Annotated in this window: 21 protein-coding genes; 9 read left to right on the top strand and 12 right to left on the bottom strand. The window is 43.9% G+C overall.

Features of this window, described 5'->3' with window-relative positions; genetic code table 11:
- Positions 1-24: 24 nt before the first annotated feature.
- The 5 genes from cmoB to P8629_RS11015 form a co-directional block, all read right to left on the bottom strand.
- Positions 25-1,023 (bottom strand): tRNA 5-methoxyuridine(34)/uridine 5-oxyacetic acid(34) synthase CmoB, encoded by a 999-nt coding sequence (gene cmoB, locus P8629_RS11035; protein ID WP_278166190.1) that lies wholly within the window; start codon positions 1,021-1,023, stop codon positions 25-27.
- A gap of 24 nt (positions 1,024-1,047) precedes the next feature.
- Positions 1,048-1,770 (bottom strand): carboxy-S-adenosyl-L-methionine synthase CmoA, encoded by a 723-nt coding sequence (gene cmoA / locus P8629_RS11030; protein WP_278166189.1) that lies wholly within the window; start codon positions 1,768-1,770, stop codon positions 1,048-1,050.
- A gap of 149 nt (positions 1,771-1,919) precedes the next feature.
- Positions 1,920-3,053 (bottom strand): murein transglycosylase domain-containing protein, encoded by a 1,134-nt coding sequence (locus P8629_RS11025; RefSeq protein WP_278166188.1) that lies wholly within the window; start codon positions 3,051-3,053, stop codon positions 1,920-1,922.
- 9 nt (positions 3,054-3,062) lie between these two features.
- Entirely contained in the window at positions 3,063-3,959 is an 897-nt protein-coding gene (locus P8629_RS11020) for a DNA/RNA non-specific endonuclease (RefSeq protein WP_278166187.1), read from the bottom strand.
- A 25-nt stretch (positions 3,960-3,984) separates the two neighbouring features.
- Positions 3,985-4,812: a methyltransferase domain-containing protein gene (locus tag P8629_RS11015; RefSeq protein WP_278166186.1), complete on the bottom strand. Its 828-nt coding sequence runs from the start codon at positions 4,810-4,812 to the stop codon at positions 3,985-3,987.
- Between the two features lie 212 nt (positions 4,813-5,024).
- Between P8629_RS11015 and P8629_RS11010 the strand changes: the two genes are divergently transcribed.
- The gene (locus tag P8629_RS11010; protein ID WP_278166222.1) at positions 5,025-6,269 is read left to right on the top strand and encodes a sensor domain-containing diguanylate cyclase; all 1,245 of its coding nucleotides are present in this window, start codon (positions 5,025-5,027) and stop codon (positions 6,267-6,269) included.
- A gap of 47 nt (positions 6,270-6,316) precedes the next feature.
- Here P8629_RS11010 and P8629_RS11005 read toward each other — a convergent pair whose 3' ends face one another.
- Genes P8629_RS11005 through P8629_RS10995 form a run of 3 tightly spaced genes read right to left on the bottom strand, consistent with a single transcriptional unit; the run spans position 6,317 to position 8,724 of the window.
- A complete protein-coding gene (locus P8629_RS11005; RefSeq protein ID WP_278166185.1) occupies positions 6,317-7,228 on the bottom strand; it encodes an alpha/beta hydrolase in 912 nt (303 codons plus the stop codon).
- A 37-nt stretch (positions 7,229-7,265) separates the two neighbouring features.
- Positions 7,266-7,931 (bottom strand): ArsR/SmtB family transcription factor, encoded by a 666-nt coding sequence (locus P8629_RS11000; RefSeq protein ID WP_278166184.1) that lies wholly within the window; start codon positions 7,929-7,931, stop codon positions 7,266-7,268.
- Positions 7,932-7,989: 58 nt separating this feature from the next.
- Entirely contained in the window at positions 7,990-8,724 is a 735-nt protein-coding gene (locus tag P8629_RS10995; protein WP_278166183.1) for an MBL fold metallo-hydrolase, read from the bottom strand.
- A 102-nt stretch (positions 8,725-8,826) separates the two neighbouring features.
- On the opposite strand from P8629_RS10995, the gene P8629_RS10990 reads away from it, so the two are divergent.
- The 7 genes from P8629_RS10990 (at position 8,827) to P8629_RS10960 (ending at position 17,286) form a co-directional block, all read left to right on the top strand.
- Entirely contained in the window at positions 8,827-10,086 is a 1,260-nt protein-coding gene (locus P8629_RS10990; RefSeq protein ID WP_278166182.1) for an MFS transporter, read from the top strand.
- A gap of 155 nt (positions 10,087-10,241) precedes the next feature.
- Positions 10,242-11,231 (top strand): AAA family ATPase, encoded by a 990-nt coding sequence (locus P8629_RS10985; protein ID WP_278166181.1) that lies wholly within the window; start codon positions 10,242-10,244, stop codon positions 11,229-11,231.
- A 39-nt stretch (positions 11,232-11,270) separates the two neighbouring features.
- Complete coding sequence (locus tag P8629_RS10980; RefSeq protein WP_278166180.1) at positions 11,271-12,251, top strand: DUF58 domain-containing protein; 981 nt, start codon at positions 11,271-11,273, stop codon at positions 12,249-12,251.
- Complete coding sequence (locus tag P8629_RS10975; RefSeq protein WP_278166179.1) at positions 12,235-12,768, top strand: hypothetical protein; 534 nt, start codon at positions 12,235-12,237, stop codon at positions 12,766-12,768. The genes P8629_RS10980 and P8629_RS10975 overlap by 17 nt, the downstream gene beginning before the upstream one ends.
- Positions 12,765-13,859 carry a vWA domain-containing protein gene (locus P8629_RS10970; RefSeq protein ID WP_278166178.1) on the top strand — a complete coding sequence of 365 codons (1,095 nt, stop codon included), beginning with the start codon at positions 12,765-12,767 and terminating at the stop codon, positions 13,857-13,859. The genes P8629_RS10975 and P8629_RS10970 overlap by 4 nt, the downstream gene beginning before the upstream one ends.
- Positions 13,856-15,805 (top strand): VWA domain-containing protein, encoded by a 1,950-nt coding sequence (locus P8629_RS10965; protein ID WP_278166177.1) that lies wholly within the window; start codon positions 13,856-13,858, stop codon positions 15,803-15,805. The genes P8629_RS10970 and P8629_RS10965 overlap by 4 nt, the downstream gene beginning before the upstream one ends.
- Entirely contained in the window at positions 15,799-17,286 is a 1,488-nt protein-coding gene (locus tag P8629_RS10960) for a hypothetical protein (protein WP_278166176.1), read from the top strand. Before P8629_RS10965 ends, P8629_RS10960 begins: the two co-directional genes overlap by 7 nt.
- A gap of 4 nt (positions 17,287-17,290) precedes the next feature.
- Here the strand turns inward: P8629_RS10960 and P8629_RS10955 are convergent, their stop codons facing one another.
- The 4 genes from P8629_RS10955 to P8629_RS10940 form a co-directional block, all read right to left on the bottom strand.
- Positions 17,291-17,536: a hypothetical protein gene (locus tag P8629_RS10955; protein ID WP_278166175.1), complete on the bottom strand. Its 246-nt coding sequence runs from the start codon at positions 17,534-17,536 to the stop codon at positions 17,291-17,293.
- A gap of 44 nt (positions 17,537-17,580) precedes the next feature.
- The gene (trxC, locus tag P8629_RS10950) at positions 17,581-18,003 is read right to left on the bottom strand and encodes a thioredoxin TrxC (RefSeq protein WP_278166174.1); all 423 of its coding nucleotides are present in this window, start codon (positions 18,001-18,003) and stop codon (positions 17,581-17,583) included.
- A 79-nt stretch (positions 18,004-18,082) separates the two neighbouring features.
- Positions 18,083-18,538, bottom strand: a complete 456-nt coding sequence (locus P8629_RS10945) for a hypothetical protein (RefSeq protein WP_278166173.1) — start codon at positions 18,536-18,538, stop codon at positions 18,083-18,085.
- 310 nt (positions 18,539-18,848) lie between these two features.
- On the bottom strand, positions 18,849-19,184 hold the full coding sequence (locus P8629_RS10940) for a hypothetical protein (protein WP_278166172.1): 336 nt from the start codon (positions 19,182-19,184) through the stop codon (positions 18,849-18,851).
- 228 nt (positions 19,185-19,412) lie between these two features.
- On the opposite strand from P8629_RS10940, the gene P8629_RS10935 reads away from it, so the two are divergent.
- Positions 19,413-20,623: retention module-containing protein (locus P8629_RS10935; RefSeq protein ID WP_278166171.1), on the top strand; the 1,211-nt coding region annotated here is incomplete at its 3' end.

Genomic DNA, 20,623 nt, shown 5'->3' with positions numbered 1-20,623 from the left:
CGAAAATAAAAAATGGGATTATTTTTATTGAGGTTTGTTGGCAATCATGACCGCTCGTAATGGCGCAGAGTATCCTTCAACGGTTTTGTTGGAGTCTTCTGGGTCAAGAAAGTCAGCTAAAGAATTCCAGTTCATCCATTCCGTAGTACGTTGTTCTTGGATCGAGGTTTGATCTAAATCGACACAGCGAACGTTTTTGAAGCCGCACTTTTCTAACCAGTGCCCCAGTTCTTTAACCGAAGGGATAAACCAAACATTATTCATTTGTGCATAACGTTCTTTCGGTACCAGTAGCTGACCTTGATCTTCAGGAATTACTAGGGTTTCCAATACCAGCTCTCCGCCGGGTTTCAAATAACGTTTTAAATCCATAATATGGTCAATCGGAGAGCGTCGGTGATACAACACGCCCATTGAAAAAACTGTGTCAAACACTTCTGATGGTTGGGTCTTTGGCAATTGCTCTAAAGTCAGCGGAAGAAAATAGGCCGGCAGGGTTTCTCCGACAAAATGTTTAATGGCTAAAAACTGGGTCATAAAAAGCAACCCCGGATCAACACCTAAAGCAAATTCAGCACCGTCACCCAGCATGCGCCAGAGATGATAGCCGCTGCCACACCCAATATCGAGTACCTTTCGTCCTTTTAATGGGCTTAAGTGAGGTGAGACACGGTCCCACTTCCAGTCAGAGTGCCATTCGGTATCAATGTAAATACCTTCAATATCAAAGGGACCTTTACGCCAAGGCATAAACGCTTTCAGCGCTTGAGTCAGCTTTTCTCTATCGTTATCCGAAAACTGTTGAGAGTAGGCTCCAATAGCCGATTGATCTAGCTGAATCGAGTCTGAAGAAGGAAATGCCATGACCGTTTCCAGTGCCGGAAGCCATTTTGGTAAGTTGCCATTGGCGTCAGGGTCTAAAGCAGTCTCTAAAGTAGCTTCCAGTGCATTTTGCCAGTGTCCTAGGCGGGCTTCTTCCAGTTTGGGCCAAAAAAGAGAATAGTGTTGGTGGTAATGTTTCACATGGAACCTTATGAGTGTGTCGTTTTAAGCTTTAATGGCCAGAAAGGAGGCAAAATTATAGGCTTGAAACCAAATACTGGCGGCTTTAAATCCGGACTGCTGCAAGCGCTTGAGATGAGTAGCTTCCGAGTCACTGATCAACACATTTTCAAGTGACGCGCGTTTTTGGCTGATTTCAAGCTCTGAATAGCCATTGGCACGTTTGAATTGCAGCTGTAAATGTTCAATGGCCTCTTGAAGTTCGGCGGATTCAAAATGAATTTTTTCCGATAAAATCAAAATGCCGCCTGGGTTCAGGCCTTGATAAATTTTATCTAGTAACGCTTGTCGCGCCGGAGGTTCAATAAATTGCAGGGTGAAATTAATGACGACAACAGAGGCATTTTCAATGGGAATCTGGGTCATGTCTTCACACTGTAAACGCACCGGAATATCTGAATGAAAGCCTTCAATATGTTCTTTGGCGCGTTCGATCATGGGTTGTGAAGTATCGACGGCAATGATCTGGCTTCCTTGAGGGGCTTTGCGGCGCATGGTTAAGGTCGCGGCGCCTAAGGAGCAGCCCAAGTCGTACAATTGGCTATTGGGTTGTGCGTATTTTGCAGTCAGTTCGCTGATGCCCGTCAAAATCGTTTGATAGCCGGGTACGGAACGTTGAATCATGTCGGGAAAGACAGCCACGACCGAGTCATCGAATTGAAATTCGCCAACCGCTTCATAAGGGTGTGCATACAGAGTGTCTTTCAAAATGGGGATTCCTATGTAACGCTAGATCAACATAATCACTGGGCACAAAGTGCCGGCATGACTTTAAAGGTTCAATATGCTAGGTATTATAAAATATCTGTTCGGGATAATCATGCTTTCTGAGGAAACCTCAGAGCTTGAAACGTCTGTTAAACATAGGCGCGTTTTTTTTGCGTCACTTTGTAGAGATAGTGACGTGCTTCCTCATACTTCAAGTGTTTACGCAGATGGCTGTAAACCGAGGAAGCGCTCAGGGTGTTGATTTTATCAAACGCTCTAGAGCGGTCTGTGTCAAACGCTTTAAGCACATTACCACTGCCGGTGTTGTAGGCTGCAATGCAACAATATTCCCGCGCTTTTGGATTTTTGACTTGAGCCAAATAGCGTGTAAATAAGATGTGAAGATAAGCCGTGCCCATTTCAATGTTGTTGTCGGCCTGAAAGAGGTAGTTTTTGGTTGGAATGCCGTCTTTTTTGTATAGTAATCGATGAGCATCGCGCCCAGCCGAAGATGGCACAATCTGCATCAGTCCATACGCCGGGATGTGACTCATGGCGTAAGGATTAAAGGCGCTTTCGGTTTCAATAATGGCATAAATCAAAGCTTGATCAATATTGAAGCGTTTTCCCTGGCGTTTCACTTGAGTGGCATAGTGCTTTTGTTGTGTCTGGTTGTGATCTTTGACCATTGCAAAGGTTACGTAATGGCGCGTTTTCTGATTATAAGAATCCACTTTGTAGGCGGTTTTCATCAAATACTCGGCATAACGGTTGGCGCGCCACTGGGTACCGACGGCTTTTTTATCTTGGTCGATAACCAAATCATGTAAAAAAGGTTTTTGACCGGTTGTCACCGCTTCATCGGATAAAAGATCGACTTTAGCAGGGTTTTCAGGGGTTAGAAGTGTGCTGATAATAGCGGCTTTCAAAGCTTTTTTAGACGATTTTTGCTGAACGGTTTCCACGCGAATCAGTCCCGTTTTAAAGTTAACGATGGCTCGGCTTTGATATTTATCCGTGTACTTAACGTATTCTTTGGGGCTGGCGACCTTTTTATCCCCCCAGGTTTTTGCCAGTTCTTTGATTAAGCTTTTGAGTTGACGACGTACCAGTTGATCCACTTCTGCGATGCCGCTGGAAGGCAGTTGTGCGCTGACAGCACCCGGAACATCACCATTTGAGAGTTGTTGAGCCGAGTTGATACCGCGCCGAACTTCGGTCACGGTGCAGGCGGACACCAATCCACTACTGGACAATAGGGCAAGAAATTGGCGACGTTTCATGTTTCTCCTTTAATAGCGGCTGGGTAAATTAGCCACTTCTTCTAAAGACCAGGCCTGGGGGTTTTTGCTTGCTTCAAGGGCCGTTTCTAAGGTGTCTTCTAACTGCCAGAAAAAATCGATTCCCGTTTGTTGCTCAATCTGATCAATGGTTGTGACGTAGTTTAGCAAACTGTCTTTTGGTTTGGCATTCTGCGGCAGAATAAACGCCAACGCAACGGTGGGCTTGCCGTCTATTTCTGGGCGAATAAAGATTTTATAAAAGGCTTTTGGAATGGCCACCGGTGCTTTTTTCAGGGTGTTAGGCTTCGCGTCAAAAATGGGGCCGGTGACGACCCAAAAAGTGCCGACTTGTTTTGAAAAAACATCGGCACTGACCTCTTCCAGTCGTTGCCAGATTTTCTGATTAAAACTGGGTTTTTGTGGGGTGATATTCGTCATCAGAAACGTTTCTTTTTGAGCTTCATAGCCATAACGGCTGGCGATGACATAGTTTGGCGCCATATGCCCGCGATCATAACCGCTGCCGGTATAGTCTTCGTGGCGAATATGAGCCAAAGAGCGCCAGTCCGCCTGGAAGGAAGGGCGTTTGCCATACTTAACTGTGGTTGGCGTGACTTTGTAGGTGACCCAAAGTGGGTTGGCCAGTTTTTCGGAGTAGCCCAACATAAACCCTTTATTGCGCAAAGTATGGGTTAAATTTGACCAGTCATTGTTACTTTTGGGAACACCCATATACGCCATGGAAGGGCGCGCGACTTCGGTTTCATAAACATACTTTAAACCGCCCGCCAGCAGGACAAAACCAAATATTACCGGAAGCCAGAAAAAGCTGATTTGCAGCAATTTGGGTTGTTTAGCCAGTTCTTTGAATAACAGTTGCGTCAGGTGAGAGGTGTTTTTTGACATACTGAGTTCTGATTGTTCCGTTGGTTTATGAAATCGCTTTGCGTGCGAGAATATGAATGTAACGCCCCATATCGCGATAAGTGGGACGCCGACAGTATTGGTATTCTAAATCAAGCAGTTCTTGCGTGTCACTGTGTTTTACTACCTCTGGGATTAGGTAGTCATGAAACACCCGAATGCCGGTTTGTTTTTGGATTGAAAACCCCAAATTTTCGAGCTGTTGAATCATGTCTTCTGGGTATTGCGGGTTGGGGGGTGTCAGTTTCTTGCCCTTGCCGATAAAAGCGTTCGATAAAATATGTTGCCAGCGCCAGCGACCTTTTAAAACATTGGTGTAAACAAAAGCATTACGATTGTAGAACAATAAAGATAAGTAACCGCCTGGTTTTACTTTTTCCGCAACTGTCGCCAATCCTGCTTGAGGGTCTCCCAGCCATTCGATAACGGCATGGAACAGCACCAAATCAAACGACGGTAAGCTAGGCGCCAGTGCTTGTGCCGAACCATGAAGAAAGGTCGCTTCCAATTGTTTTTCCGCAAAATTTCGTTGTGCTTTTTGTAACATTTTCTTTGATAAATCGCAGGCGACCACATGATGCCCTGCTTCGGCAAACCATTGACTGATTTGTGCAAACCCACAACCGGCGTCCCAAATGGAAAGAATGTTAGAGAGGTCAGTAGTGGTTTTTTCAACCAGGCCTGGGCGTTTTTTGCGGGTGTTTCTAATTGTATCTAGATCTTCTTTGAGCAATTTGAGCCGCCACTCCCCTTTGACGGTGTCATAAACACGTTTTTCAAATTGATCAATCAAGGTATCGAAATTACGATCGGTTTTATGAGAGGCTTTGGGCATGATGCGGTCTTTTCAAAATGTTATTTAATAAAATAAATTATAGGCGATTTGGAACGATAAGACGCTGACTTGATGGTTTTGTATTCTGTTTTGATGCTAAAAATAAACTTTTCTTATTTCACGTTAAAAACTTTCATTAAAAAAACCTACAAAAAATAGTATTTTTTTTTATGATGGCATGATTACTTAGAAATATGACAGACAACATGAGAGTGCGGAATTTGCATCACAAAATACTGAATCTGATAAATAACAGTGAAACAATTGTTTTCTATTGCGAATACGCACCTAGATGGCCCGTTCTTTTTTTAAGTGAAAACTTCAGTGCTTTCGGTTATGCGCCTGAACAGTTTTATACTCAAGAAATTTCCTATCAAGACCTTATCCATCCGAATGATTTAGAAGGCCTGGAACAAGCTGTTGCTGAAAAGGCCGATTCTGGTGTTCCTTATCTTTCTAAACGTGTCCGTTTAAGAAAGTCTGATCAAACCTATGCCTGGATTGATATTCGGTTGACTTTTGAGCGAGATGACTCGGATCGTGTCACACATTTGCTCGGCAAGATTATGGATATCACTGAAACCATGAAATCGGAAGAACAGATCAACCTGTTCGCCAAAGTGATTCAACAAACCGCAGATTTTGTCAAAATTACTGATAAAACTGGTCATTTGGTTTTTGTGAATCAAGCATTAATGGATAAAACTGGCTATACCGAGCAGGAATTAATTGGGAAAACGCCTGCGGTTTTGAAATCGGAGATGCAGGATCAACAAAAGGCTAAAACCTTATGGGATACCATTTTATCCGGAGAGGTGTACCACAATCGCATTATGAATCGTTGCAAAGACGGTTCCACCTATTATGAAGAAACCACCATCAGTCCGATTTTTAATCGGGATGGACAGATTGAATATTTTGTTTCAACGGGAAAAGATGTTTCGGAACAGGTCAAAATGCAACAGGAGTTGAATGATCTGGCGATGAAAGATGCCTTGACAGGGTTGTGGAATCGCCGCCATTTGACTGAAGTGGTGGATGCTGAAATGAAACGTATTAATCGTTATGGCGGTCGTTTTGGCATGATTATGTTTGATGTTGATTACTTTAAACAGATTAATGATGATTTTGGGCATGATATTGGCGATGAAACGCTTATGCAGATTGCAAAAATTGTCCAGCAACTTGTTAGAGAAACCGATTATATTGGCCGTTGGGGAGGAGAAGAGTTCTTATTAATTGCTTTAGAACTGGATGCTTCTTTAACCGCTAAATTGGCCGAAAAGATTCGAGAGGCGATTGAAGCATTTGTCTTTCCAAAAGTGGGGCAAGTAACGGTGAGTTTAGGTGCGACGGTCTATCATAAAAATGAAACGGAAGCCCAGTTGTTTAAACGGGCAGATGAAGCGCTTTATCTGGCAAAACGTCATGGACGGAATCGAGTGGAAGTTTACTAACTAAAAAAGACCCTGAACGGCTGCTGCCGTCCAGTGATTAGAATAAATTATTGGTGTGCTTGAATAAAGTCCGTTGCTTGGTCTGCTAAGTCTTCAGCAAAAAAATCTCTGAAATGGTGGTTTGCACCATCAATCACCGCAACATGCACTTGTGGGTTTTTAACCGCTGCCATTTTTTCACTTAAGTCACTCACCACTTTATCTTCTGTGCCAATAATGACCAAAGTCGGCTTGGTGGCTTTTTTCAGAAGTGTTGGTGTATCCATTTTCGGCTCGTTTTTGTAATAACTGACAATGGAATTTGCGGTGGCATCGGTATGCTTGCAGTAGATAAAGTTAATATCTTTAATTAACGTTTCCCCTTTGCCTGCCTTGACCAGTTTTTCAGCCTTGGCGAAAACAGGATCAATGGATTGGTTGTACTTTTTCTGATAGTCCGCCTTTTCTGATTGGTAACGCCAAGTCTGTGGCGCAATGAGGATGATGTCTTTAATTATCGGATCGTCTCTTTCGACGCTGAACCAAGCCGTTTGGTTGCCTCCGCGAGAGTGTCCCATCAGTGTTAGGCTATCCGTTCCTTGTTTTTTCAGCCAATCGACCCAGAAACCGATTTCATCCAGGGCATCTTCGTGTAAGTGTCTGTGTGGTACGCTACAGTCATATTCTCCATGGCGGTCATTGATTCCTAGGCTTAAGTTAGGCGCAATCGAACTGATACCGCGCTCCGCCAAGAGTTTTTGGATGTTGGCATAGGTGCTGCGTCCTGAGTGGGTTAAGGTACCGTGTGTTAGCAGCGCCATCCCATCCTTGAAGCTTTTACCCTCTGCCATGACTAAATTAGCATTTAAAGTGAGGCCCTTAAACGTTTGTTTGACTTCTTTTGCCTGCACCAATTGAGCAGACAGCAGTAAGCCGAGCCCGAGTAAAAAAGTGTTTAAAATCGTCGATGATTTTTTCATAAAGTTCTCCTTTAAGGATTGAGTAGAATCAGGTTAATTAATGAGAGAGGGTTGTTTCATAGGGTAGGCCAGCTGCTTTCCACTCAGGAAATCCTTCATCCAGTCGTAAAGCGTCTCTGCCGTTTTCTCGTAGGTGTTCCACCATTTGATAGGAATAGACGCAGTAAGGCCCTCGACAATAAGCCACAATGGTTTTGTCTTTCGGCAGCGTTTCAATTGTTTCATCTATCTTTTCAGGAATGATATTGAGCGCGCCTTTGATGTGACCTTGGTCGAATTCTTTGGTTGGTCGAACGTCTAGCACGATAAGGTGATTTTTTTGCATTTCATGCGCCAAGGTTTTACTGGTAATGATTTCGGTCTTGTTTTTTTGCGGCATTAAGGTCGTCATCAAGCGGTCAACTTCTGCCAGGTGGGATTCGGCGGTTTGGCGTAAGTGTTTCACTAGGCTCACCACATCCGCTCCAGCCAACTGATAAAAGCGGCTTTTGCCCTGCTTACGAGTTGAAACCAGTCCAGCTTGTTTAAGCTGTTGTAAATGGCGAGACGTATTGGCAACACTTAAACCAGAAAGTTGGCTGAGTTCTTCGACATTGCGTTCTGCTTGCGCCAGATAATCAATCAATTCGATTCGTTGAGGCGACGAAAGCACTTGGCCGATTAAAGCAAGTTGTTCAAATAATTGTTTTTTGACGGTGGACACGTTGTCTTCCTTTTTCAGCCCATGTTATTGAATAATATAGAGGATTGAATCTTCCTGCTCAACTTTTTTCAATGTTGGCTTGAATGATTTCATCCATCTTATCTGGAAACGGCGGAAGTTCTTCCAGGACTTTTTCGATAAAAGCCGTTCTGGACAATTTTAAGGTTGTGTTGTTGGCCTTTTCATATCCGATGGTGGAAACAGGTTTGGCTGATAAGCCAACGCCACAAACACTGCCCGCTTTGGCACCCGGTAAGATTTCTACATAATCTGGTAGCGTTAGGATTTTGCTGTGGATGGATTCATATAAATGCGCCGCCATTTCCTTTTCACGGCCTCTTAAATCTGGCCTTCCTACACTGCCAACAAATAAAGTATGTTGAGAAATTAAAAACCAAGGCGCCGGTCCGCGTGAAAGGTCTGTGACCAATAAACAAATTGAGTCCATTGTGTGGCCAGGCGTGTGAAGGACTTCGACGCTCACATTTCCTGCTGTAAAGGTTTCTTGATCTTTCAAGGGGTGAAAATCAAATTGGGGAGCGGCTGATTCATGAAGACAATACAGAGCTCCGGTGCGTTTTGCTAATGTTTTAGCACCGGAAACATGATCGGCATGAATATGGGTATCAATCACATAGTTAATTTCCACACCTTTTTGTTTAGCTTGCTCGATAAACCAGTCCACATCGTCTTGGTGAACATCGATTGCAATACTCTTTCCTTGACCTGCACACCCCATGAAATATGAGATGGAAGATGGATCACTGGGGACTTCTCGTTGGACTAAAAACATAATATGCTCCCTATTGGGTTATAATTCAATCAATCAATTGAATGTTATTTCATGTACTGCTATAATGCAAGAAATTTTAAATTTCCAGGTCGCGAGGCTGCTATGACTCATCGAGTACACCCTTCAGAAAACATTCTTACTCACGGAATTTCTGTAAACAGACACCAGTTTTTGTTACAACTTTTACAAATCTTTTTAGTCGGGTTAACCATCGGAATGATTCGAGTGGTGGTGCCCGGCCTCGCTGAATCAGAGTTTGGTTTGGCCGATAAAGCTTTTTTTCTGTTGGCCTCTTTTGTGGTGGTGTTCGGTGTCATTAAAGCGGTAATGAATTTGTTTGCCGGTAAGCTCAGCGAACAGTATGGTCGAAAAACCATCTTAATTTGGGGGTGGCTGGTTGCGTTGCCAGTGCCTTTTATTTTGTTATATGCGCCAAGTTGGAACTGGATTATCTTCGCGACGGTATTGCTGGGATTCAACCAAGGGTTGGCATGGTCAATGGCTTTGAACAGTAAACTGGATTTAGCAAAATCGACGCAAAAAGGCCTGGTGAACGGTGCAAATGAGTTTTCAGGGTATGCTGCCGTGGGGATAGCTGGGTTGGCCACCGCTTATTTTGTGGAATGGTTTGGGGCAAAAGAAGGACTGTTTATTTTCAGCTTAAGCGTGATTCTATTAGGGTTGGTTTTAGCGAAATGGACCATTAAAGAAACCTTGCCTTGGGCAGAGTTACATCACCAAATCGCGCAACAAAAGGGTGAAACGCATTCTGAAAAGTCGTTAACTCAGCTCTTTAGAATGGCGAGTTGGGAAAACCCTTCCTTAGTCGCCATTAACCAGGCAGGATTAGTAGAGAAGTTTACCGATGCGATTGTGTGGATCTTCTTACCTGTCTATTTCCTTTCGCAAGGAATTTCTTTGGTGGAGGCCGGTGCTATTGTTGCGATTTATGGGGTGGTTTGGGGAGCAAGTCAACTGGTGACAGGCCCTTTATCCGATAAAATCGGACGCAAAGGATTGATCGTTTGGGGCATGTGGTTGTGTGGTTTGGGCGTATTGTCGATCCCATTGACGCAGGGTGTGATCTTGTGGTCTATAGAAGCGACTATCATTGGTCTGGGAATGGCGATGCTCTATCCTAACTTAGGGGCTGCGGTAGGAGACTTTGCGCCAGCGCAACATCGTGCCAGCTTAATCGGTATTTACCGATTCTGGCGTGACTCCGGCTATGCGTTTGGCGCTTTGGCAATGGGGCTTTTAGCTCAATGGTCGCAAGACCTTACCACTCCTTTTTGGCTGGTGGGGATTGCCATGTTACTGTCAGGGGCGTGGGTTCAAGTTAAAATCACCAATCAACGTTAGGATAAATTCTCTTATTACGTTATAAAATATTTAAAAGAGAATTCACAGGGATTGCACAGTTTGCCCTTATTTTTATTTTATACTGCATAAAAGCAAAATTAGGCTTTACTGATATTAAAGCCGTATTGACGGGATGGCCCGAAAAGGAAGAAAACATGTCAACACAAGCCGATTTCAAAGAACTGAAACAGCATTTGCAAAAAGTCATTGTTGGGCAGGAAGATTTGTTGGAGCGCATGATTATTGCGATGCTGACGGGAGGGCACCTATTGTTGGAAGGGCCACCAGGCCTGGCTAAAACCACAGCGGTTAAAACCCTTTCTGAAGCGATCAAATCTTCTTTTCAGCGCATTCAGTTCACACCGGACTTGATGCCGGGCGATGTTGTCGGTTCCGATATTTTAGACACCCAAACCGGTCAGCTTACGTTTGTGAAAGGTCCGATTTTCAATGAAATTGTGTTAGCGGATGAAATTAATCGTGCCCCGCCAAAAGTTCAGTCGGCTTTATTAGAAGCGATGGCAGAGCAGCAGGTGACCGCAGGAGGGTTGACACGTGAACTGCCGGAATTGTTTATCGTGATGGCGACACAAAACCCGTTGGAGCAAAGTGGAACTTACCCTTTGCCAGAAGCGCAACTCGATCGTTTTATGCTGCACGTGGTGCTTGACTATCCGAGTGAATCAGAAGAATTAGAGATTCTACGTCGTGATCGTTCACACCATTTTGGTGAAGATAAAGAAGTGTTACACGCGTTCTTGACCCCGCAGAAAGTGTTGCAGGCACGTCATCAGATTTCAGAACAATATGTTTCAGAGGCGGTTGAGCATTATATGGTGGCCTTGACGGGCGCAACAAGAAGACTGGAGCAATGGGATGAGGGTCTAGCAGGTGTGTTGGAGATTGGTGCTTCCCCACGAGCAACATTGTCGTTATTGCATGCGGCCAGTGCAAAAGCGTGGCTGGAAGAACGTGATTTTGTCACACCAGATGATGTGATTGCGATGTTGCCGGATATTCTGCGTCATCGAATCCGGGTCAGTTTTGCAGGGCGTGCACAACAATGGACTGAAGATTCGGTCATCGACAAAATTATTGAAATGGTCCCCGTTCCTGTTTTAGATACTGATGCAAAAGCTGTTTAAGTCGGTATGATGCGTTCCGCCTCAAAGGGTTTGTTTTCAGTGTTCGAATCGTTCAAAAGCTGGTTTGGCAAGACCTCTTCCGATGCCTTGACGCCACAAGTTCAGGCGCCTATTCTTTCAGCGCAACAAATTCATGCACTGGGCGACGAGGTGTCACAGATGGCAACTAAATCTGTTGCCAATCCTAAAGCCAGTGAAGCACGCAAACAAGGTGAGCAGGCCAGTCGTTATCTTGGATCGGGCATGGAATATGAGGAAAGTCGCCGATATGAACCGGGGGATGAAGTGCGCCGAATCAACTGGCGTTTAATGGCTCGAACCGGTCAAGCGTATACGAAGTTGTTTCAAGAAGAACGCCAAGAAAGTTGGACGCTGGTGCTTGATCAGCGGCAATCGATGCGTTTCGGCACTCGACACCATCTTAAGGTTGTACAAGCGGTAAGAGCCGCGGGGTTTTTTGCTTGGCAGGCTCAGCAATCAGGCTTGCCGGTTGAAGGCATTGCGTTATCCGAACAGGTACGAAATTCAGCTACCTTCGAAGGCAGTGGTACCTTCGAGCGATTTATGGAGTTTGCATCGGTCGCCTGTCCGCCTTTAGCGGTGACACAGGAGTCCCGTTTGTATGATGAATTGTTGGTGTGCCAGCAGCGGTTACAGTCAGGCGCTCGGTTGATTATATTAAGTGACTTTAAAGATCTTGATGATGCGACGTTGCAATTGTTAGCGGCTTTACAGGATAAAGTTATGATAAAAGCGGTGCTGGTCTATGATCCCGTTGAAAAGCAACTGCCATCCTTACCGGGGTTAAAGCTGCAATCGTTGAATGGTGACTTTGAAGTGTCTCAATTGTCAGCTCAACAATCAAAAGCCTATCAGCAATGGTCAGCGCAGTATTTTGATCATAAAATTCAACGTCTTAATCAGGTCGGTGTGACCGTCGTGAGTTTATCAACCGAGGACTCATTGCAAGTATTGAATGATCAATTAAGCGTGGGAGGAGTGTATGCCAGTGGATCCTAATACCTCGGAACTCGAACGCCAAATTGCTGAAAATAAACTCATCGATATTGAATTGCCGACAGCCCCCGGAATCGACTGGTTGGCATGGTTACAAATTGTAGGGTCATTATTACTCACTTTAGCGGTTATTTTGATCATAGCGGCTTTGATGGCGCATTTTTGGCAGCGAGTTCGATTGAATATCCGCATTAAAAAAGCGCAGAAACAATTAAAGCAGCCGACAAGGGTTGCTGACTTTAATCAAGTTGCTGTGCAAACTTATCAATGGTATCGGATTGCTATAAAACAGGCGCTGCTGACAGAGCATGATCAGATGCGTTTACAAATCAAAATTGACCAGGCCTGCTTTTCAAAAACATCTGTTTCACGTGAAACCTTAGAAGATATTTTGCAGGATTTTGAAAGCGCACTCCAAGCAACACAGCCGACACTAAAAGCGTTTTTTAAACAAATGATTAACCAAGGCTTTGAAGCGATGAAGCAACAACTGGCTGCTTGGAAGAGAGAAAAATCATGATGGCATTGCAAGAGTTGGCTCAGGTTTTTCAGGATTGGCACTTGGTTCAGTTTGTTCACCCTGAATGGTTTTATTTGTTTGGATCGGTGCTCGGCTTATGGTTAGTGCATTATTTGCGTCCAAGCGGATCGGATTGGGAGCAGACAGCGAGTGCCCAGTCATTATTGTTCCGACACCCTTTAATTGACCAGTTAGGATTTAATGCCAGCGTACCAAGCTCTTCTAAAGGCATTAGATGGTTATTGAACTTATTGCGCTTAATGCTGTTGGCCGGTATTGTGACCGCTTTAGCGATGCCGGTTAAAAAAGTACCCTTGCCTCCTGAGCCGCAAACTAAAACCGTTCGAGATATTGTTTTTGTAGTCGAAACCTCCGTCAGTATGGTGTTAGAGGATTATCAGATTGATGGTAAGCCGCAAAGCCGGGTGAAAGTGATTCAAGATGTATTGGATCAATTCATTTCAGGGCTTGCAGGCAATCGGTTTGGGTTTATTTTGTATGCAGATGATGCTTACACGTTGATGCCATTGACATCAGATGCCACCACGGCACGGTTGATGTTGAAGCGGTTAAAGCCTTACCTGGCTGGGCGTACCGATGAAGCAACCGGAGAAGCGTTGGGGTTGGCATTACAGCAGGCTGAAAAAAGTGTCGATTCAACAGAAAACCGAATTGTGGTGCTGATCTCAGACGGGTCAACCCGAAACAGCCGATTACCAATTGCAGAAGCGATTAACTATGCGCAAGGCCTCAATATTCCGATTTATACCATTGGTGTGGGCGGAAGCTCGAAAGAAGCGGATCAACGAAAATTCCGCGGATTGTTATATGAAGCGCTTGAATCCGATTCATTGAAGCAAATTGCTGAACAGACCAATGGTCGTTATTACCAGATTGGCAGTGGGCAAGACTTACAAAAAGTGTTGCAAACAATTGATCAAACAGAAGGTGTTGCGATTGAAGTGCCTAAAAAGAAATTTCAGCAAGTTGCGCTTTATCCTTATGTTATTGCCTTAAGTGTGATGTTGTTTGTATTCTATTTTGCTCTGGTGCAATTATTGGGTAATCGATTGCAACGGGAGGCCGTATGATTGAAACGATACTCAATTGGGAGTGGCGTGATGCAACGACCTTGTGGTTTGCACTGGCTCCGGTTGTTTGGGGCACAGTGGCATACTGGTTACGTCGCCGACACACCAGCCAGTATGCTGAAAGTCACTTATTACCTTGGGCAAAAGTGACAAAACAAGGTCTTTTTACAGCCTCACAACAAGCCATGGCACAGACAAAAACGACCAGGCCTGGCGGTTTTTGGCAGTTTTTCCAACGTCAAATAGGGCGTTTATTTCAACCGAAATGGCTATTGACGGTGGCATGGGTTTGTCTGGTTATCGCTTTGGCGGGCCCAAGAACCTTAGTGCCTGCCCCTCAAGAATCGACGCGAGCTGGGGTGGATATTTTAGTGGCGCTGGATACCTCCCGTTCAATGCTGGTACAAGATGTTGCGCCAAATCGTTTTTTATTGGCGAAATCATTGGTCGAGTCTCTCGCAAATCGATTAGAGCCGAATGACCGATTAGGCTTAATGGTGTATGCAGGACGTCCGCATTTGGTTTCCCCTTTATCGTTTGACCGCACTTTGTTTCAACATTATTTAGATTTAATGCGGCCGGGTATCTTGCCCACGCTTGGTTCTCAATTGGAAGATGCCATTATTTTCGGTGCGGATCATTTACAACAAACAGCAGGAAAGTCACAGGTGTTATTGGTTCTAACCAATGGAACGCCTGAACCCAATCAGATTGTTGCCGTACCAGAGGCTTTAAAAGCAGTTGCCAATACAGCAACTAAAGTCATTCTTGCAGGGGTTGGTAACTTGCAACCTAGCCGAATTCCTAGTATGGAACATCCAAGTGGCGCGCTGCACGCCAGTGGTTTATTGGTGACGTCTCGCTTAGAACAGATTGCCTTACAAAAACTCGCGACCCAGTTGAAAGGGGTTTATTTACGCGCCAATAATGATGCAGCTTTTTTAGACCGATTGGTAGAAGAGGTCAGTGTGTTGGCCAACAAGCGCTCATTTCAATCAGCGTTACCGATATGGCAAGATCACGCAATGCCCTTTATCTGGGTGGCATTCCTTGCATTACTTTGGGCATTTTTCCCCGTTCGAATCGGGCGTTCAGTTCAGACAAGTGTATTCAGCTTAGTGGGCGTTTTCATATTGTCCGGGTTGGTGTTTTATACCCCAGGAGCCTGGGCGCTCGATGAAACGGTTGGACAGGAAATTCAAGCTTATAAAGCATTCAATGCAAAAGACTACGATACCTCTCAACAAGCTTATGATGGGCTACAAAATTATCGTGGCTGGTTTGGCGCTGGCGCGGCAGCATACAAAGCAGAGGATTATGAATCTTCGGTATTTTATTTTAGAGAAGCGGCCTTGAATGGGTTGACAGACAAACAGCGTGCACAGGCGCTTTTTAATTTAGGTAATAGTTTTTATCAAGCTAATTTAACCCGCCAAGCGATTGAAGCCTATGAGCAAGCGTTGGTGTATTGGCCGAATTATGACAAAGCTGAACATAATTTGGCATTGGCCAAACGTAAGCGTCAAAAGCAAAAAGGTCAACAACAGAACCAAGAACAAGGGGATGGTCAAGGTGAGGGGAATACCAGTCGCGATGCAGATGGTGCGTTTTATGGTGGGCAAAAACCCAATCAGGATGAAGCGGGTGAAGGCGTTTCAGGCGATGCGCCAGAAGGCGAAAAAGACGGTAAAGAATTTGTGCTACCGGACGAGCTTGAAGAGACCGATTTTTCGTTATCTACCGCGAATGAGTTGCAGTTAAATGATAGCGCCAATGCCATATTGGATCAGCAGAAAAGAGTTTACAGAATGGAAAAATTTGAGCATGAAATGCAACGTGTTGAAGATAATCAGGCTCGGTTACTACAAAATATTTTTGAACGAGAAGAAGGCTTTCAAGCGACGCAGGATCAATCTCATCCATTACCGGGGGTTAAACCATGGTAAGAGGAATTAAAATCACACTGTTGGTGACATTAATGGCAGGGATGTTTTTTGTCAAAGGAGTTCAAGCGGACAGTCGAATTTACCCGAAGGAAGTAGTTTTGGGCAATCCAGTAACATGGATTTTATCGGGTGAAGACATCGAATCAGACTATGATAAGTTAGACTTATCGGAACTGAAAAAGCAGTTTGTGATTTATGATATTAATGGACATTCTGATCGTTTGCGGATTCGGTTATACCCTGTTAGCACAGGAATATTAAAGATTCCTGAACTGAAAGCAGGAAGGCTCCACGTGAAACCAACCACCATTAAGGTGTTAGAAAACCCGGAAGTGACTGTTTCTTGGAAGGCGCCGAAAAAGACGGTTTTTCAAAATGAGATTGTACTGTGGTCGGCAAATTTGAAAGCCGATAGTGCCTCAATCGGCGTTGAAAATGTGTTGCCGGAAAACATGCCAGATTTGCCATATGAATGGATTGGTCAAGCTGATCCTCAGACGCAAGAAGGCACTTTCTATGGTAAAAAAATCATTTTGACCTCAGCGGTGGCGCTGAATAAAACCGGTGTTGTTTCTTTAACATCTCCTATTATTCGTGTTCAAAATGAAACCAATAAGCGTTGGGTTTTTGTTGCCCCTCCGGTCAGCGTTCAGGTACGTTCTTTACCCAGTTATTTACCGGCGGTGATTCCTTTGGGTAAAGTCTCGGTGCAGAATTCGTTTCCAGCGCAGTTAATCGTCATAGGGCGTTTATATAACTGGTATTTGCATTTAAATGGAGAGAATGTCTCCGTCTCGAATTTACCCAATATCACTAACCAATTAGGAAAAGACACTCGTATTGAGTGGTTAACCCCGAACCTTAAAAAGCATACCATCATGACCACTGCTGGCTTATCGAGCAGAGTCGAGATTGACCAACCTTTTCGCGTCAATCATTTTGGGCTGACACAGCTTCCAGCGATGCGATTAACGTATTTCGATGTCAATACAGGTAAATTAGAAGATCAATTTGCACCGGCACAGACTCTTATCGTCATTCCATTGTGGTTGATGATTGTTTTTCAAGGGTTACTGGTTGTCATTGGGGCGGTGACGTTATTCGCGCTTGGGCTTGTTGCAAAAGCGAGCTTGGCAAAATATCGTTTAATTATTGTATTGAAGAAAAGCAACTCGACAGAGGCTGCTTGGTTGGCGATTCTGCACTGGTCTCATCAACAGTTAAAACCTGTCAAAAATAACCAGGCCTGGCCATTTTCACCAGCTGATAAATCAGCTAGTTCTGTGTTATCACAGCAAAGTTTAGGGCAATGGTTGGAGCGATTTGAATCGCAGTACGGACAAAATGCTGATGCGAGAAGGTTGGTTGAAGTCTTAAATGAGCAGTTCTATAGCCAGCAGCATGATCCTCTGTTGCAAGTGGCTTTGAAATGGGCTCAGTCATTACCGAAGTTAGACTGGACTCGTTTTCAAAGCCGATAAAAAATTAGGAATCCAGTGAGCCGATGGTTTTACGATATTTTTTAATGGCAATCACCAAGCTATAGATAAAAGCAATTAAAATAATGCTTTGCCCAGCGTAAGAAAGTCCCGTGGAAAAAGTGTTTTCTCGAATAATGCTTGGAAAAATCAGCATTAACCCAATGACGAGGCCAAAGGTAGCTGTTTTTAAAGCTGTTCTAATAATCCCTTTCATGAGGAGTTGTCTGTGTAATGGTGAACCGATTTCCATGTGAATGCCCTTTAAATTTAAGTCTCAAGCCTAACACAGTCGAATTAAATCGAACTTTTTACCCAGTTTGTAAAGCTACCTAAATCCATCGCGCCTGACTGGCGGGAAACTTCCTGACCATTTTTAAAAATGGCCAATGTTGGAATTGATCGAATATTAAACTGAGCGGCGATTTGTTGTTCGGTTTCGGTGTTTATTTTGATGAATTTAGCGTGCGGCTCAAGTTGCTCAGCTGCTTGGGAAAAGGTAGGTGCAAACATCTTACAAGGACCACACCATGATGCCCAAAAATCAACCACCAAAGGTTGGTCGGTTTTGTGTAAGGCATGTAAGAATTGCTCTGAATTCATTTCCACGGGTTGACCTGTAAACAGTGCTGATCGGCATTTTCCACAGGTTGGCTGGTTATTAAGTTTTTCGTCAGGGATGCGGTTTAGTCCGCCACAGTGTGGGCACATAATAATCATTTGATGACTCCATTTAACGATCGAATATAAATCTTATATAAGTGCTGAAAGCTCGATATTCAAGTTTTAAACTTGAATATTATTCTAGCCAGTCGGGTTTAGGGCTTTCTCGCTTTCCAGCCTCAAACCCTTCTTCAATAAACCCATGTAATGTTAGGTCGTGGGAATGAATGAGTTCAACCAATTTCGGGTCTTCTGAAGTCACAATCGCTTCAACACCATTTTCAATCATGTGATAGCACATTTGAATGGCTTCTTTATATTCAAAAAGCGCAGCAAACAATGGATCCCAAGAGCGGATAGCCTTTCCCATACCAAAACGCTTTTCCATTCCCTCAACATGTTCTTGCAAGACAGTTGCTAAATGGGGGTCGTCAGAAGTGGTACGTGCACGAATACCATTTTCAATCATAATCGTTTTCCGAGATAACAATTTGTGGTGTTCAAGCAATTGAGAGAAAAGAGCCTGGTCTTTTTTGTGCTGTTCATCTGAACCATGTCCATGACGATAAGATTTGCCATTAACGGTTTTCATAAGAGTGAGTCCGTTTTAATCATAAGAAAGGGTATTTTAAGCAAAAAAAAACACGATATTGGTCGTATCGTGTTTAATTTTTATCTGAGGAGCTGATTCAAAGAGCTGAGGAGGCCAGTTTGAATCAAGTTTAACTTTGAGGTTTAAGGAGTAAACCAAACTTAATGCAATCCATTTCATTAAGTACAAGTTAAATTCTAATGACTTCAAAGAGATAGTGCAATTTAATAAGATTGAAGAAGTATGAAGAATGTCTAAAGATGGGTTAATACTAAAGCACCACCTGACGGGATGCTTTAGTAATCAGTGTTTATACAATACCGTTATCTTTAGATGTCATATAGTTTGATTCCGCTTGTAATTTTGCGGTATTTGTCACTGAGTTAGTCATCTCATTTGACTCAATTGGCGCTTCTTCTACAGAATCTTTCGCATTAACGGTCTGGCTTTTTGCCAAATCCTGATAATCAACAGATTGAGCTTTAGTCTGGTCTGATAAAGTAACCGTTGTGTTTTGAGCAGAAGAACTTTCTGAAGTCGTTTTATCAGTCACCTTAGGTTCTTTCGATAAGGTATCTGACAAACCATTAGCTTGGGTATAAAGAGCTTGTGCTGCTGATGCAAGTGATGGACTGACTGTATTCATTTTGACGCCCTCCGCAAGAATGTCTCTTAACAATTAATGACTTGGTTTAAGTTTATTATACGGAACTTTATCAAAAAGTATAGTCATGTCATAGACTTAAAGAAAATCTATCAATTATTTTTATTAAAAAATGGCCAACTGACCCTAGGTACAATAGTTTTCCATTAAGACATTTTCTAAAATAAAGCTAATTATAAAAACCTCCTATTATTGCAAGGACTTAGCATCATGGCTGAACAAAACGTAGCAACGAGTGTCGGAAAAGTTATTCTTACCGAAGGAAACGTCTATATCAAAGAAGTGACAGGCGAATTGATTCCTTTAATTGAAGACATGAACGTTTATGCTGGACAGTTGGTTCAGACTGGACCACAAGGTTCCATTTTGGTTGAACTCAGCAATGGTGAAGTCCTTTCATTAGGTCGAAATACGCTGGTACGGTTAGATGAAGATTTGATTGGTTCAACTGACATAGAAGAAAACCAAACCACATCAGAAGATATTCAAAAAGCCATTGAAGCCGTGCAAGAAGGAAATTTTGATGCTTTAGAAGCAACGGCTGCAGGTGAACAAAGTGATGTTAGCTCCGCTGCGCAGTCAGCCAATTTTATTCCGTCACCACTTTCTGAAGGTGAAGTGACGAGTGGATATGACACAGGTACATTTAATACCTCTCGTCAAACACCAAATGAGAGAGTTTTTGATACGACACCTATTGATCCCGTTAATCCTCAAAATGACAATCCACCGGTGACCACGATCAGCGGTGAAACCCGCTTGATGCTGGATAATGTCAGTGTGAACGAAGGCAGCGGCACCGCGACCATCAGTGGGACGCTGGACAATGCACCGACCGATGCACCGTTGGTGATCACGTTGGATAATGGCGCGACCATGACCTTCGCGGTCGGGGCGACAAGCGCGACCTCAACGCCATTCTCAGTGCAAGGTGACGATGTTTATAAAGATGGTGAAACCATCACGGTTAACGCCACAGTAGAAAGTGGTGGAACCGAGTTCGAAAACCTAGTCACAACAGACACAGCGACGGTGACAATCACCGACACCACTGATGACACCACGGTTAGCCTAAGTGCGACATCAAGCATCACCGAAGCCGGTGCGGATGTTGTTTACACAGCGACACTGACAAATGCATCAGAAGGAGTGACCACGGTTACGCTAAGTAATGGTGAAACGATCAGCATCGCTGATGGGGCAACCTCAGGAACAGCAACGGTGACGGTCGCAGCAGACGAAGATGTCTACCTAGATGAAGATACAATCTCAGCGAAAATCGAGACAGCAACAGGCGGCAACTTCGAAAACATCGTTATCGATAGCACCCCTGCAACAACCAAGATCACCGACACCACTGATGACACCACGGTTAGCCTAAGTGCGACATCAAGCATCACCGAAGCCGGTGCGGATGTTGT

Origin of the sequence: Hydrogenovibrio sp. 3SP14C1 (assembly GCF_029625905.1) — a bacterium.
Lineage (GTDB): Bacteria > Pseudomonadota > Gammaproteobacteria > Thiomicrospirales > Thiomicrospiraceae > Hydrogenovibrio.
The sequence above is the reverse complement of the archived record's forward strand: the minus strand, read 5'-3'. Positions and strand labels throughout refer to the sequence as shown.